The organism is Arthrobacter sp. UYP6 (assembly GCF_040547315.1).
Taxonomy (GTDB): domain Bacteria; phylum Actinomycetota; class Actinomycetes; order Actinomycetales; family Micrococcaceae; genus Arthrobacter_B.
Genome location: NZ_JBEPPM010000012.1, coordinates 69978 through 84434, shown reverse-complemented (window position 1 = coordinate 84434; position 14457 = coordinate 69978). Strand labels below are relative to the sequence as shown.

Here is a 14457-nt window from a genome sequence, read left to right as displayed (position 1 = left end):
ACGCGGTGGTGCCCCCGGCCGGAATCGAACCGACGACCTGCCCTTTAGGAGAGGGCCGCTCTATCCTACTGAGCTACGAGGGCGGACTGCCGGACTGGCCGGCAGGCGGTTATCAGCTTACCTGTTCCTGAAGCCGGGATGCTGCAGGCGTTACGGTGCGTGTTGTTCCGGCGGGGCGGGCGAGGCCGGAGGCTCTGGTTCGGACAAGGCTGCCTGGTGAGCAGAATACGCAGCGCGCATGTCTTCCATAAACCGGTGGACAGTTGACAGTTCCTGCGTGGAGTAGCGGCTCATGACCTCGTCGGTGAGGGCTCCGAGCGGGCCAAAATAGGCTCCGGCCAGCTGCATCGCCAGGGGTTCGAAGTGCAGGGTCACCTTCCGGCGGTCTGAATGGTCGCGGTTGCGGTGGATATGTCCGACCCGCTCCAGCCGGTCGATCACCGCTGTAGTGGCACCGGTGGAGGTGCCAAGCTTCGCGCTGAGCTGGCCGGCAGTGAGGGGCTCATGTCGCATTTCCGCTTCCATGATCAGGGTCAGCGCCCGCATATCGGTGTTGTTAAGTCCATGTCGGTGCGCGAAAGTATCCGCCACACGCTGCCCGTCCAGGCCCATGCCGCGGATTGCATTGACGATACTGCGCCGCAATTCCTTTTCGTCCACGCCCCTATACTAACTCCAGATTGAAGTATCTCTAAAAGTGAGATACTTTTTGCAGGAGATACTTATTAGTGCACCAGGAGCGAGCATGTACGCAGGGATAGTGAAGACGGCCAAAGCGGCCTGGATTACGCTGCTGCTGAGCCTTGCGGTCGTCATTGGCCTCTTTGCTTTGCCGGCGCAGGAAAATGAGGCCAGCACCGTTGGCGGCCTCAGCGACAAGTACCAAACGACCCAGGTCAACGAACTCCTTGAAGAGTTTCCCGATGCCCAGGAATCCACCGCACTGATTGTGGTGTCCCGGGCCGACGGGTCGGAACTGACGGATGCCGACCAGGCAGCCATCGCGGACATCAACGCCGCCGCCGCGGAGCTGGGCGCTGTTGGCCCCCCACCCCAGGTGCCGCCGATTGTTTCGGAGAACAAGCTTGTTGGCCTTATTCCGGTCACACTGCAGGCCGCGGCCGACGACGGCGATGCCGTTGCCGCCGAGGTTGAAAGCCTGCGCGGAAGCATCTCCGAGGCGGCCCCCGAGGGCATTAATGCCGAACTGACCGGAGGGGCAGCGTTCACCGCCGACCTCGCCGGAGTGTTCTCCGGAGCGAACTTCATCCTGCTGACCGTAACCGCCGGTGTGGTGGCACTGCTGCTGCTCATTACGTATCGGTCCCCGTGGCTGTGGCTGGTTCCCCTGGCCGTAGTGGCAACCATCGAGCAGGCAGCCCTGAAGGTCGTTGATTTGCTGGCCCCGGTGGTGGGTATTGACGTGGATCCCTCCGCCGTGGGCATTACCAGCGTTTTGGTCTTCGGTGCTGCCACCAACTATGCGCTGCTGCTGATTGCCCGCTACCGCGAAGAGCTCCGCACCTACGAGTCCAAGTATCAGGCCATGGGTAAAGCCCTTTCCCGCACCCGGGAGGCGATCATCGCTTCCGGCGGCACCGTGATCCTGGCACTGCTGGTGCTGCTCTTCACCGACACCATGAGTTACCGCGGACTGGGTTTCTCGGCAGCAACCGGCATTGTGCTGGCCATCCTCAGCGCCCTCTTTATCCTGCCGGCCGCCCTGGTGCTGCTGGGCCGCAAGCTGTTCTGGCCCTTTGTTCCCAAGGTGGGAGATGCCGCCCGCGAAGGCAAGTTCTGGGGCAAGCTGGGTGAGGCCACGGCACGTGCGCCCAAGCGCATTGCCAGCGTCGCCGTCGTCGTCCTGCTGGCTGCCGGCGGACTCCTGTTCAACGTCCAGATCGGGCTGAGCGAAAATGAGCAGTTCACCGAGAAGCCGCAGGCCGTCACAGCGGCCGAAACCCTGGCCGAAGGCTTCCCGGCAGGCTCCACCTCACCGGTAATTGTTCTGGTCAATTCCGATTCCGCGCAAGCAGCGGCAGAGGAACTCGCCGCCGTTGAGGGTGTGTCCGGGGCCGATGTGGTCTCCGAGAACAACGGCGTAACCCGCATTGACGTGGTGGACCGGTACGAGCCCGGCACCGCCGAAGCCAACGCTTTCATCGAAGACCTGCGCAGCGATCTGGCGGCCAACCCCGACTACGAGGCGCTGGTGGGCGGCGAGGCTGCCGAACGCGTGGATCAGCTGGCTGCCAATCAGCATGACCTGACCCTGGTGGTCACCTCGGTGATCATCCTGGTGTTCCTGGTGCTGCTGGTCCTGCTGCGCAGTCTTGTGGCCCCGGTGCTGCTGGTCGCCTCAGTGCTCCTGACGTTTGTTGCGAGCACCGGAATCAGCTGGTTCCTGTTCGTGAACGTGCTCGGCTTCCCGGCCCTGGACACCCTCACACTGCTGTACTCGTTCATCTTCCTGGTGGCACTGGGCGTGGACTACAACATCTTCCTGACCACCCGGGCCCGGGAGAACGCCATGACCATGGGCACCAAGGACGGCATGCTCAGTGCGCTGCGCTCCACCGGCGGTGTGATCACCAGTGCCGGCATCCTGCTGGCCGCGGTGTTTGCGGTCCTGGGCGTACTGCCTCTGGTCACGCTGACTCAGGTGGGCATTACGGTGGCAATCGGTGTCCTGCTGGACACCCTGGTGGTGCGGACCGTGATTGTTCCGGCGCTGGCCTTCATCCTGGGCGAGAAGTTCTGGTGGCCGTCCAAGCCGGCGGCCCAGGGCGGCACCGGCGGTCGGCATGAAGCCGCTGCGGGCGACGATTCCGGTCCCGGCTCCCTAGGCGCTCCGGCCGGAGCGCATCGGGCCAGCACCAGCTAGTTCCGCCGCAGACGAGCCGGTGGCCGGCAAGGCCGCACTGCAGCCGCCGGTTTTGGCGCTCGGATCAACAGCAGGAGGGCCTGCCCGGATATCCCGGGCAGGCCCTCCTGCTATTTTTCGGTGCCGGTGCCGGTGCCGGTTTCGGTGCCGTGCCGGTGCCGAGGGATTTCCCCAAGCCGCGGACTCTACTTAGGCCGCGCGGTCCGCCGGTGCTCCTGCGGTTGCGGCCGGGGGCCGCCGTTTGCTGAAGACGGCTACCAGTGAAGCAAGCAGACTCAGGGCGAACAGCACCCAGCGGGCTACCGTCAGCACGCTGGCCAGCGTGGCGTCGGCACTGGTCAGGGTGTCCGAACCCAGCGCCGCATCAATGGCGACGTTTTCCCACAGGTCAACGATGACAAAAAGGATGGGCGCGGCCCACAGGACCCAGCGCTTGGCCCTGCCGCTGGCGTTGAGGCCAATGATCAGCAGCCAGGTAAATCCAAACATCAGGGGGAAGATCGTGCCGGCTGTCTTGTGCACATAGCTGAGCTGGCCAAGGGCATCGCTGTCCATGACGGAGCGCAGGTCCGCGAGGTATTCCATGCTGTAACCGCCCACCAGCGAGTCCGGCATGGCCATGCCGTTGGAGAGCTGCGTCATTTGATCCAGCACCATGAGGTGCAGATAAAAGAACATAAACAAGGTGGTGGCAACTGCCGCAACCAGAATCAGATTGGCGTTGCTTTTGGGCTGCTGCCCAGAGCGCGGCGCGGACATGTTCGCGACATGCGGCGGTGCGGCGGCATTGCCGCCGTGCTTTGCGGCCCGTTGTGCCGGAGTTTTTCCCATGCCTATAGAGTATCGCCGCAGGGGTCAACTGCCGCCGGGGACCCCCTGGGCCGGGCTAACCCCTTGCACTGGATTTTTGGCGGGTCCGCTAGCATGGACAGGTTGTCAATGCCCTCTGGAGGCCATGTTGGGAAATTACCGGGCTGCCGACAGCCTATGGATGGGCAAACCGTTTGATGCGCGGAATAACAGCCTGAACCTGATTCGGCTGATCTTCGCCCTTGCCGTCCTCGTGCACCACGCATGGCCGCTTTCCGGGACCGAAAACTCCCCGGCTTTCGCCGGAGACACACTCGGAGGCTGGGCCGTTGCGGGCTTTTTCGTCATTAGCGGCTATCTCATCACCCACAGCCGCTTCACCCACAGCCTGGGTGATTACCTCGTGCACCGCGTGGCGCGGATCGTGCCTGCGTTTATCCTCTGCCTGATCGTGGTTGCGGCAATCTTCGCGCCGGTCGGCTACGCCGCCGAGAAGGGGACACTGGACGGATTCTTCGGTACGGCAACCACCCCGTTTAACTATGTGTTCACCAACCTGGGGCTGCGTATGAACGCATACGACGTCGCCGGCACCCCTGCCGCCGTCCCCTACGCGGGCGTGTGGAACGGCTCGCTGTGGAGCATCTACTTTGAGTTCTGCTGCTACCTCCTGGTGGCCTTTATTGGCCTGTTTGCGCTGGTGCGCAGGTCTCCGTGGCCCATCACGGTTCTTTTTGTCCTGAGCGTGGCGGCGAACGCGTTCATGCCCCGGATTGCGCCCTATGCGCAGGGCAACTACGACTTTGTGACACTCGTGCACCTGCTGCCGTTCTTCCTCGGCGGTGCCGTGGTGTACGTCTGGAAGCACCGGATCGGAATCCACTGGCTACCGGCCCTTCTCTGTCTTGGTGCCGCTGCAACCCTGACTGCACTCTTTCCGGCCTGGGGCGGCGGAGCCTCAGGCGCCTTCATCGCCTACGGCCTGCTCTGGATCTCGCTGTGGCTGCCGTCACCGCAGCTGGTCAAGAAAAACGATGTCTCCTACGGCATCTACATTTACGCCTTCCCGGTCCAACAGCTGCTGGCCGTGTACGGGCTTCACGAAAAGGGTCTCGCCGCCTACATCATCATTGCCGCGGCTCTTACATTCCTGCCTGCCATCGCCTCCTGGATCTGGCTGGAACGGCCCATCATGCGAGCGGTCCGCCGGACCGGAAAAGCGTCCGGAGCAACCGGCGTGGCCCCGTCCGGAGCGCCCGTCCCGCCCGTCCCGCCGGAACCGTCGGCGTCCGTTCCCGCCGGTTCTCCGGAAGTGGCGGCTGCAACACCGGCCGGACGCTGACGGCGGGCGCAAAAGTCGTTTCCTTTGGTTCGCTGCACCGGGCCGATAGGCTGGCCGAATGAGTGTTCACGCCACTAAGGAAGATTTTTCCCTCGCCGCCGATCTGGTCCGCGAAGCCGGTGCCTTGGCACTGCGCATGCGCTCGGAAGGGCTGACCGCCACCGCCAAAACCACAGTGTCCGACGTCGTTACAGCGGCTGACCACGCCGCCGAAAGGCTGGTGGTGGACCGGATCCGTAAACTGCGCCCGCAGGACGGGATTGTGGGGGAGGAAGGTGCCAGCGTCACTGGTACCTCGGGCCGGTCCTGGGTGATAGATCCGGTGGATGGCACCTACAACTTTTTTGCCGGCTCCACCTACTGGTGCTCGGCAATCGCGTTGAAGGCGGACGAGCCGGACGCTCAGGACGGGGATCCGGAGGTCCTGCTCGGCGCCGTCTACCAGCCGCAGGAGGACAAACTCTGGCTTGGCGGGGAAGGACATCCCGCAACCCTCAACGGTGTTCCGGTGCAGCCGTCGGCGGATGCACCCGTGGACCGGCTCAGCGCAGGAACGTATCTTCACCCCACCTGGCTGCTCCGTCCCGAGGTGGCTGGCCCCTGGACTGCTGCAGCGTCCCGAGCCGCCACCATCCGCATGCTGGGATCAGGATCCTGTGACCTCGGCGGCGTGGCATCCGGCCGCCTTGGAGCCTGGTTCCAGCACAGCTGCCCGGAATGGGACTGGCTGCCCGGAAAGGCCATAGTGCGTGCGGCCGGCGGCAGTACTGCTGTGGTGGAGGTGAACGGCTTTCGCTGGCACATCGCCGGAACTGAAACGGCCGTAAAGGAAATCAGCGGGGCACTAACCTCCGCGTGAGGCTCCGCCCTGACCCGCCGCTGCCTGGACCGGTCAGCTTCGGCGGGATCAGCCCGAACCCGCCCGCCGGAAATGGTCAGTGCCAGCGCCTAGACTTAAGAACACCATGGACTATCTTTTTGATCCGTACTTTTCAGCCCCCAAAACCGATGCAGCCAAGCCCGGTGCCGTCACAACCGAGTCCGCTGCGGCAGGCCCGCTGTCGGAGGAACCATCGGCGGACAATGGCGCCCGCGGTGGCGGGCATCATGCCGAAGCGGAGCACCCGCGGGCTTCCTCCCGCATGGATGAAAAACGGGCGGCTGATCTGCTGCACGGCCTGAACCCGCAGCAGGAGGAAGCCGTCAAGCACGCTGGCTCCCCGCTGCTGATCGTGGCAGGGGCCGGTTCCGGCAAAACCCGGGTGCTCAGCCACCGGATCGCCTACCTGATGGCCACCGGCCGGTCCAACCCCGGCCAGATCCTGGCCATTTCCTTCACCAACAAGGCCGCCGCGGAAATGCGGGAACGCATTGAGGCGCTGGTGGGCGGGGTGGCCAAGACCATGTGGATTTCCACCTTCCACTCCTCCTGCGTGCGGATCCTGCGCCGCGAGGCCAAGTCCGTGGGCATGAACTCCAACTTCTCGATTTATGATTCAGCCGACTCGCTGCGCCTGATCACCCTGGTGGCCAAGGGCCTGGACCTGGATCCCAAGCGCTTCACGCCCAAAATGATCATGCATAAGATCTCCGCGCTGAAGAACGAACTCATCGATGACGAGTCCTTTGCCGCCTCGGCCAACTATGCGGACCCGTTTGAGCAGGCCGTCGCGGACGTTTACAAGGGCTACACCGAGCGCATGCGCTCAGCCAATGCCATGGACTTTGATGACCTGATTGCCCAGGTGGTCTACATGTTCCGCGCCTTCCCCGGCGTGGCAGAGTACTACCGCCGCCGGTTCCGTCACATCCTGGTGGACGAGTACCAGGACACCAACCACGCCCAGTACGCCCTGGTGCGTGAGCTCGTGGGCGTGCCCGGGGAAGGGAACACACTGGACATCCCGCCGGCGGAGCTGACCGTGGTTGGCGATTCGGACCAGTCCATCTACGCGTTCCGCGGCGCGGACGTGCGCAATATCAATGACTTCGAGAAGGATTATCCTTCGGCCCGCACCATCCTGCTGGAGCAGAATTACCGCTCCACGCAAACCATCCTGAACGCGGCCAACGCCGTGATTTCCCGTAACCCGAACCGGCCGGAGAAACGCCTCTGGACGGCCGAGGGCAACGGAGAAAAGATCATTGGCTATGTCGGCGAAAACGAACACGAAGAGGCCCGGTTCATTGCCGAGGAAATTGACCGGTTGCAGGATGAAGAGGGTCTGCGGCCGGGCGACGTGGCCGTGTTCTACCGAACCAATGCGCAGTCACGTTCCCTGGAAGACGTCCTGGTCCGCGTAGGTCTTCCCTACAAGGTGGTGGGCGGCACCCGGTTCTACGAACGCAAGGAAATCAAGGACGCCCTGGCCTATCTGCGGGTGCTGGTGAACTCTGATGACGTGGTGAACCTGCGCCGGATCCTGAACGAACCCAAGCGGGGCATCGGCGACCGGGCTGAGTATTCCGTGGCGGCCCTGGCCGAGCGCGAGCGGATTTCCTTCATGGCAGCCCTGCGGCGCGCCGGTGAAGCTCCCGGACTGGCCACTCGGTCGCTGAATGCGGTCAACGGTTTCGTGAAACTCATTGACGATTTGGCGGAAGTGGCCAGTGGCTCCGGTGCTGCCGCAGCCTTGGAAGCCGTGCTGGAACAGACCGGCTACCTGGCGCAGCTGCGTTCTTCAGCTGATCCGCAGGATGAATCGCGGGTGGAAAACCTCGCCGAGCTGGTGGCGGTGGTCCGCGAATACGAAAAGGACAATCCCGAAGGATCGCTGGGGGAGTTCCTGGAGCAGGTCTCCCTGGTGGCAGACGCAGATTCCATCCCCGACGCCCCGGAGGGGTCCGAGGAGGAAGTTGCGGCCGCCGTGGAGGAATCCCGCCGCCAGGGTGTGGTCACCCTGATGACGCTGCACACCGCCAAGGGCCTGGAGTTCCCGGTGGTGTTCCTGACCGGCATGGAGCAGGGATTGTTCCCGCACCAGCGCTCCGCCACCGACCCGGCGGAACTGGCCGAGGAACGGCGGCTGGCCTACGTGGGGCTGACCCGCGCCCGGAAACGGCTCTACATCACACGTTCGGAAGTGCGCAGCATGTGGGGGCAGAGCCAATACAACCCCGCCAGCCAGTTTGTCGGAGAAATCCCCGGCGAACTCATCGACTGGAAGCGCGAAGGGATGGACCGGCCCACCTGGGGCGGCAGCTCAGGAACCGGATCCAGCCGCTACGGCGGATCGCACTGGGGTGCCGGGTCGCCGTCGGGCTCCGGAACCGGCGGAAATATTTCCGCAGCGCCCATTGCCAAGGCCATCGGCCGGGTCCAGCCGCAGAAGGAAGTCATCTCGGTGGCAGTGGGGGACAAGGTCAACCACACCACCTTTGGCCACGGCACCGTGCTTGCGGTGGAAGGCACCGGAGACAAGACGGTTGCCAAGGTCAAGTTCGACGTCGGTGAGAAGCGCCTCCTGCTGCGTTACGCGCCGCTCACGAAAGAGTCCTAAGCGGTGCGGTAGGGTGCGCCCACATAGCTCACGAAGCCGGATTTCTACAAACCATAGAACTGTGCGCTTCATCACTAAAGGGGTACTCTGGGGACGGCGTTGGATGCCGAGCGACTAAAGTTCCAGTGGGGCAGACCGGCGTGACGCATCTGCTTCGGCGATCATCTGATCGAATGTAAACCTACTTCGACGTAGAAGGACACTAGCCCGTGGACCTGTTTGAATATCAGGCGCGCGATCTTTTTGAGGCGCACGGTGTACCCGTGCTTGCCGGAATCGTGGCGCACACTCCTGAAGAAGCAAAAGCTGCAGCCGAGAAGATTGGCGGCGTAGTTGTCGTCAAAGCACAGGTCAAGGTCGGTGGCCGAGGCAAGGCCGGCGGCGTCAAGGTTGCCAAGACCGCTGACGAGGCGTTCTCGTACGCCTCCGACATCCTTGGTATGGACATCAAGGGCCATACCGTCAACACCGTGATGATCGCCCAGGGCGCAGACATCGCCGAGGAGTTCTACTTCTCCGTTCTTCTGGACCGCGCCAACCGCAACTACCTGGCCATGTGCTCGGTGGAAGGCGGCATGGAAATCGAGGTCCTCGCCGTAGAGCGCCCCGACGCTCTGGCCCGCGTTGCCGTTGACCCCGCCGTGGGTATCGACCAGGCCAAGGCCGAAGAGATCGTCGACACCGCAGGTTTCGCACCGGAACTGCGCGAAGGTGTCGTGAACGCGATCCTGAAGCTGTGGGACGTCTTCGTCAAGGAAGATGCCACCCTCGTTGAGGTCAACCCGCTGGTTCGCACCGGCGCAGGCGACATCGTTGCCCTCGATGGCAAGGTGTCCCTGGACGAAAACGCAGACTTCCGCCAGCCCGGCCACGCCGCACTGGAAGACAAGGATGCTGCCGACCCGCTCGAGGCCAAGGCCAAGGCGAATGACCTGAACTACGTCAAGCTCGACGGCCAGGTGGGCATCATCGGCAACGGCGCCGGACTGGTCATGTCCACGCTCGACGTCGTCGCTTACGCCGGTGAAAAGCACGGCAACGTGAAGCCGGCCAACTTCCTGGACATCGGCGGCGGAGCTTCGGCATCCGTCATGGCCGCCGGCCTGGACGTCATCCTCAACGATGAGCAGGTCAAGTCCGTATTCGTGAACGTCTTCGGAGGCATCACCGCCTGTGACGCCGTCGCGAACGGCATCGTCAAGGCCCTGGAAATCCTCGGCGACGAAGCCAACAAGCCGCTGGTCGTCCGTCTGGACGGCAACAACGTCGAAGAAGGCCGCCGCATTCTTGCCGAGGCCAACCACCCGCTGGTCACGCTGGCCACCACCATGGACGAAGGCGCCGACAAGGCTGCCGAGCTCGCTTACGCAGCTCGCTGACTCAGAGCCTGTCGAACCTTTAGAAAGAGAATCCCCTTATGTCTATCTTTTTGAACAAGGACTCCAAGGTCATCGTTCAGGGCATCACCGGCGGCGAAGGAACCAAACACACCGCCCTGATGCTCAAGGCCGGAACCCAGGTTGTCGGCGGCGTTAACGCCCGCAAGGCCGGAACCACGGTCACCCACGGCGACGTTGAACTGCCCGTCTTCGGCACCGTCACCGAGGCCATGGACAAGACCGACGCCGATGTCTCCATCGTCTTTGTGCCGCCGGCCTTCACCAAGGACGCCGTCATGGAAGCAATCGACGCCGGCATCGGCCTCGTTGTTGTCATCACCGAAGGTGTTCCGGTACAGGATTCCGCCGAGTTCTGGGCACACGCCCAGTCCAAGGTGGACGCCGACGGCAACCAGGTCACGCGCATCATCGGCCCGAACTGCCCCGGCATCATCACCCCGGGCGAAGCCCTCGTTGGCATCACACCCAACAACATCACCACCAAGGGCCCGATCGGCTTGGTCTCCAAGTCCGGCACCCTGACCTACCAGATGATGTACGAACTGCGGGACCTGGGCTTCTCCACCGCCATCGGCATCGGTGGCGACCCTGTCATCGGCACCACGCACATCGACGCCCTGGCTGCGTTCGAAGCTGACCCCGAGACCAAAGCGATCGTCATGATCGGCGAAATCGGCGGCGACGCCGAAGAGCGCGCTGCCGAGTACATCAAGGCCAACGTCACCAAGCCCGTTGTGGGTTATGTGGCCGGCTTCACCGCTCCCGAAGGCAAGACCATGGGCCACGCAGGCGCCATTGTCTCCGGTTCCGCCGGAACCGCTCAGGCCAAGAAGGAAGCTCTTGAAGCTGCAGGCGTATTGGTCGGCAAGACGCCGTCCGAGACCGCCACCCTGCTGCGCGAAGTTTTCGCAGCGCTCTAAAACGCACGCATCCACCCCCGTCCGCCGGAGTCTTATCCGGCAGGCGGGGGTTTTTGCGCGCTTGGCTATCTTCAGAAAGAACGTGATGTCCACAACTCTTACCCCCGCATCTTCCGGCCAGCAGGGCCGCAACCGCCACCGCGGCGTGCTGGGGCGTGCCTCTTGGATTGCCACCCTTGGCGGCTTCCTGTTCGGTTATGACACCGGAGTCATCAACGGGGCGCTGCCCTTCATGCAGGTGGATTTGGGACTCACCCCCTTCACCGAGGGACTGATCACCTCCAGCCTGCTCTTTGGAGCAGCGTTCGGTGCCCTTGTGGCCGGACAGCTTGCCGACCGGTTTGGCCGGCGACGCCTACTCATGGTGCTGGCAGTGGTCTTCCTGGCCGGAGCCCTCGGGACGGCTGTCGCTCCCACTGTGGGGCTGATGGTGGCCGCACGTGTGGTGCTGGGCCTGGCCGTGGGCGGGGCATCCGCCGTCGTGCCCATGTTCCTGTCCGAGATTGCCCCCGCGGACCGGCGCGGACAAATGGTGACCCGTGACCAGCTGATGATCGTCACCGGCCAGCTGGCCGCCTTCACCGTCAACGCCGGCATCGGCAATGCGTGGGGCGGGGAGAACCATGTATGGCGCTGGATGCTGGCCGTGGCCTCGCTGCCGGCCATCGCACTGTGGATCGGCATGAAGTTTGTGCCGGAGAGCCCGCGCTGGCTCGCCGCTCAGGGGCGCTACCCGCAGATGATGGCCGTCCTGCAGAAAATCCGCAGCTCTGAAGAGGCCCAAGCCGAATACGACGGCGTCCGCGCCCTGGCCAGCGAGGAAACTACCCGTCACGGGTCTTTCAAGGACTTCGCCGAGCCGTGGCTGTTCCGGGTGCTCCTGATCGGCATGGGCATGTCAGTGGTGCAGCAGATCACCGGCGTCAACGCCATTGTGTACTACGGCACACAGATCCTGGCCGACGCCGGGTTTGGCACCGAGGCCGCATTGACCGCGAACATCGCCAACGGCGTAGTGTCGGTGGCCGCTGCCATCCTGGGCATCTGGCTGCTGGGCAAGGTGGGCCGCCGCCCCATGCTGATGACCGGGCTGATCGGCACTTCCACCACGCTGCTGCTGATTGGCATCGTCTCCATCACGATGCCCGAGGGCGCCGCCCGGGGTTTTGTGGTGTTGTCGCTGACCGTGCTGTTCCTGGCCTTCCAGCAGGGTTCCATTTCACCGGTGACCTGGCTGATGATCGCGGAGATCTTCCCGCTGCGGGTCCGTGGGCTGGGCATGGGGTTGTCCGTGTTCGTGCAGTGGATGGCGAACTTCGCCGTCGGCTTCTCGTTCCCGATGTTGATGGCCGGGCTGGGGATCTCCACCACGTTCTTTATTTTTGTGGCCCTGGGCATCTGCGCCATTCTGTTCGTGAAGCGGTTCATGCCCGAGACACAGGGCAAGAGCCTGGAACAGGTGGAAGCGCAGCTTCGCGGGGCCGCTCCCGAGGGGTTGCGCACCGACGCCTAATACCTGACATGTAAAAAAGGTTCCGGCCACCGCTTTTCAGCGGCGGCCGGAACCTTTTTTGCTGGCTACCCTGCCCCAGTGCGGGGCGTTAGCTGCGTGGCCGCAACGGTCCGCCGTCTGCGGATTCTTCTACCCGTGCCGATCGGGCCGGGACCGGGCCGGGTGTCACGACGTCGTGCGTGGTGGTGTCGTGTTCAACAGTGGACAGATCAAAGGTCGATCCGCCATGTTCGTCCACGCCGGCTGCAATGGCGCGCTCAACCACTGACTTGGTCAGCCGGCGCCGCAAAGCCATGGGATCACGGGCAAGATCTTTGGCCAGTGCCACGGTCATCAGAAGCATCACGATCGCGAACGGGAGCGCCGCAACAATCGTGATGCGCTGCAGGGCTGCCAGCGCGGCCGACGGGTCGTCGCTGCTCCCGGCCAGGAGCATCACCGCTGCCACAGCGCCGGTGAGGACGCCCCAGAAGATGACGACGCCGCGGGCCGGCTTTTCAGCGCCGTTGGAACTCAGCGAGGCCATCACAATGGATGCCGAATCAGCTCCGGTGACGAAGAAAATAGCCACCAGTACCATCGCCAGGACCCCCACGGCGGCGGCAATCAGGTTGGGCATGGGCATCAGGGCAAATAGCTCAAAGAGCGCTGCGTCCGAACCTGCAGCCGCCGTCAGAGCGTCTGCCTCCCCCGGGGCAGCGCTCTGCTGGGTTCCGATGGCGGCACCGCCGAAGATCGAGAACCACAGGACGGTAACCACAAAGGGCACCAGCAGTACGCCGGTGACAAACTGCCGGATGGTACGGCCGCGGCTGATGCGGGCAATGAACATGCCAACAAAAGGCGTCCAGGACAGCCACCAGGCCCAGTAGAAGATGGTCCAGCTGGAGAGCCATTCACGCATGGAGCCGTCGCCCACGGCCTCTGTCCGGGATGCCATCTCGGCCATGTTGCCGGCATAGTCGGCAATGGCCGACGGGATGACGTTCAGGATGAAGAGCGTGGGTCCGGCAATGAAGACGATGATCGCCAGGAGCAGCGCAAGGCCCATATTGATATTGGAGAGCCACTGGATGCCCTTGGAAATACCGGACATGGCCGACGCCACGAAGCAGGCTGTCAGAATGGCGACGACGCCCACCAGGATGGGGGTACCAACTGTTCCGACCCAGCCGGTGGATTCCAGTCCACTGCCGATCTGCAGGGCGCCCAGACCAAGGGAGGCGGCGGTGCCGAACAGGGTAGCGAAGATGGCGAAGATGTTCAGCAGCTTGCCCAGGGGCCCGTCCACGCGGGCCCTGCCGAAGAGCGAGGTGAAAGTCGAGGAAATCAGCTGCTTGCGTCCGAGCCGGTAGCTTCCGTAGGCCATGGCGATGCCGACGATGGCGTACATCGCCCAGGGATGCAGGCCCCAGTGGAACATGGAGGTGGCCATGGCGGTGCGCAGGGCCTCAGGCGTCTGTCCATCCACGGTGCCGGGGGGAGGCGAAACGTAGTGGAAGAGCGGTTCAGCCACGCCGTAGAACATCAGGCCAATGCCCATGCCAGCGGCAAACATCATGGAGATCCAGGACAGTGTCTTGAACTCCGGTTCCTCATCGTCCTTGCCCAGCGGGATGTTCCCGAAGCGCCCCAGGGCAAGCCACAGGACGTAGACCACAAAGAAGGAAGCCAACAGAACAAACAGCCAGCCAGTGTTGGCCATGACCCAGTCCAGTGCTGCCTGCGACGACGTTGCCAAGGAGTCACGTCCGAAGAAACCCCACAGGATGAACGCTATGGCCAGGGCACCGGTGACTCCGAAGAGGACCTTGTCCAGTCTTGCCGGCGTCTCGGTGCTGCGGGCCGCTTCATGCGCCCGTTCTGTTTCCCGGAGTTGTTGAAGCAGTTCCTGGTCCGGGTCTGCTTCCAAGGTCTCTGCGGGTAGATCATTGGCCTGCTGTGACGCCGTGTCGGAAGCCGCGTCAGGATGGCTGCCTCCGTCGCGTGCATCCGGCCCCTGCCCCGAAAGGGGGTGAGGTTCAATCATGTTAGCCATAGACCTTCCTTGGTATTAACGGAAGAATGCCCGGCTCCCGCAGGGGAGCA

Annotated in this window: 10 protein-coding genes and 1 tRNA gene; 7 read left to right on the top strand and 4 right to left on the bottom strand. The window is 63.6% G+C overall.

Annotated elements, in window-relative coordinates; all coding sequences use genetic code 11:
* Positions 1–6: 6 nt before the first annotated feature.
* Together ABIB35_RS11620 and ABIB35_RS11615 are read right to left on the bottom strand one after the other, a co-directional pair.
* A tRNA-Arg gene (locus tag ABIB35_RS11620) sits at positions 7–83 on the bottom strand.
* A 67-nt stretch (positions 84–150) separates the two neighbouring features.
* Entirely contained in the window at positions 151–660 is a 510-nt protein-coding gene (locus tag ABIB35_RS11615; RefSeq protein ID WP_354181539.1) for a MarR family winged helix-turn-helix transcriptional regulator, read from the bottom strand.
* 85 nt (positions 661–745) lie between these two features.
* Between ABIB35_RS11615 and ABIB35_RS11610 the strand changes: the two genes are divergently transcribed.
* Complete coding sequence (locus tag ABIB35_RS11610; RefSeq protein WP_354181537.1) at positions 746–2884, top strand: MMPL family transporter; 2139 nt, start codon at positions 746–748, stop codon at positions 2882–2884.
* Positions 2885–3073: 189 nt separating this feature from the next.
* Here the strand turns inward: ABIB35_RS11610 and ABIB35_RS11605 are convergent, their stop codons facing one another.
* A complete protein-coding gene (locus ABIB35_RS11605; protein ID WP_354181535.1) occupies positions 3074–3715 on the bottom strand; it encodes a hypothetical protein in 642 nt (213 codons plus the stop codon).
* A gap of 160 nt (positions 3716–3875) precedes the next feature.
* Between ABIB35_RS11605 and ABIB35_RS11600 the strand changes: the two genes are divergently transcribed.
* The 6 genes from ABIB35_RS11600 (at position 3876) to ABIB35_RS11575 (ending at position 12369) form a co-directional block, all read left to right on the top strand.
* Entirely contained in the window at positions 3876–5036 is a 1161-nt protein-coding gene (locus tag ABIB35_RS11600) for an acyltransferase family protein (RefSeq protein ID WP_354181533.1), read from the top strand.
* A 58-nt stretch (positions 5037–5094) separates the two neighbouring features.
* Entirely contained in the window at positions 5095–5895 is an 801-nt protein-coding gene (locus ABIB35_RS11595; protein ID WP_354181531.1) for an inositol monophosphatase family protein, read from the top strand.
* Between the two features lie 106 nt (positions 5896–6001).
* A complete protein-coding gene (pcrA, locus tag ABIB35_RS11590; RefSeq protein WP_354181529.1) occupies positions 6002–8536 on the top strand; it encodes a DNA helicase PcrA in 2535 nt (844 codons plus the stop codon).
* A gap of 209 nt (positions 8537–8745) precedes the next feature.
* Positions 8746–9915 (top strand): ADP-forming succinate--CoA ligase subunit beta, encoded by a 1170-nt coding sequence (gene sucC / locus ABIB35_RS11585; RefSeq protein ID WP_354181527.1) that lies wholly within the window; start codon positions 8746–8748, stop codon positions 9913–9915.
* Positions 9916–9953: 38 nt separating this feature from the next.
* Positions 9954–10856, top strand: a complete 903-nt coding sequence (sucD, locus tag ABIB35_RS11580; protein ID WP_354181525.1) for a succinate--CoA ligase subunit alpha — start codon at positions 9954–9956, stop codon at positions 10854–10856.
* An 85-nt stretch (positions 10857–10941) separates the two neighbouring features.
* Positions 10942–12369 carry a sugar porter family MFS transporter gene (locus tag ABIB35_RS11575; RefSeq protein ID WP_354181523.1) on the top strand — a complete coding sequence of 476 codons (1428 nt, stop codon included), beginning with the start codon at positions 10942–10944 and terminating at the stop codon, positions 12367–12369.
* A gap of 88 nt (positions 12370–12457) precedes the next feature.
* Here the strand turns inward: ABIB35_RS11575 and ABIB35_RS11570 are convergent, their stop codons facing one another.
* Positions 12458–14398 (bottom strand): BCCT family transporter, encoded by a 1941-nt coding sequence (locus tag ABIB35_RS11570; protein WP_502915782.1) that lies wholly within the window; start codon positions 14396–14398, stop codon positions 12458–12460.
* Between the last annotated feature and the right edge of the window lie 59 nt (positions 14399–14457).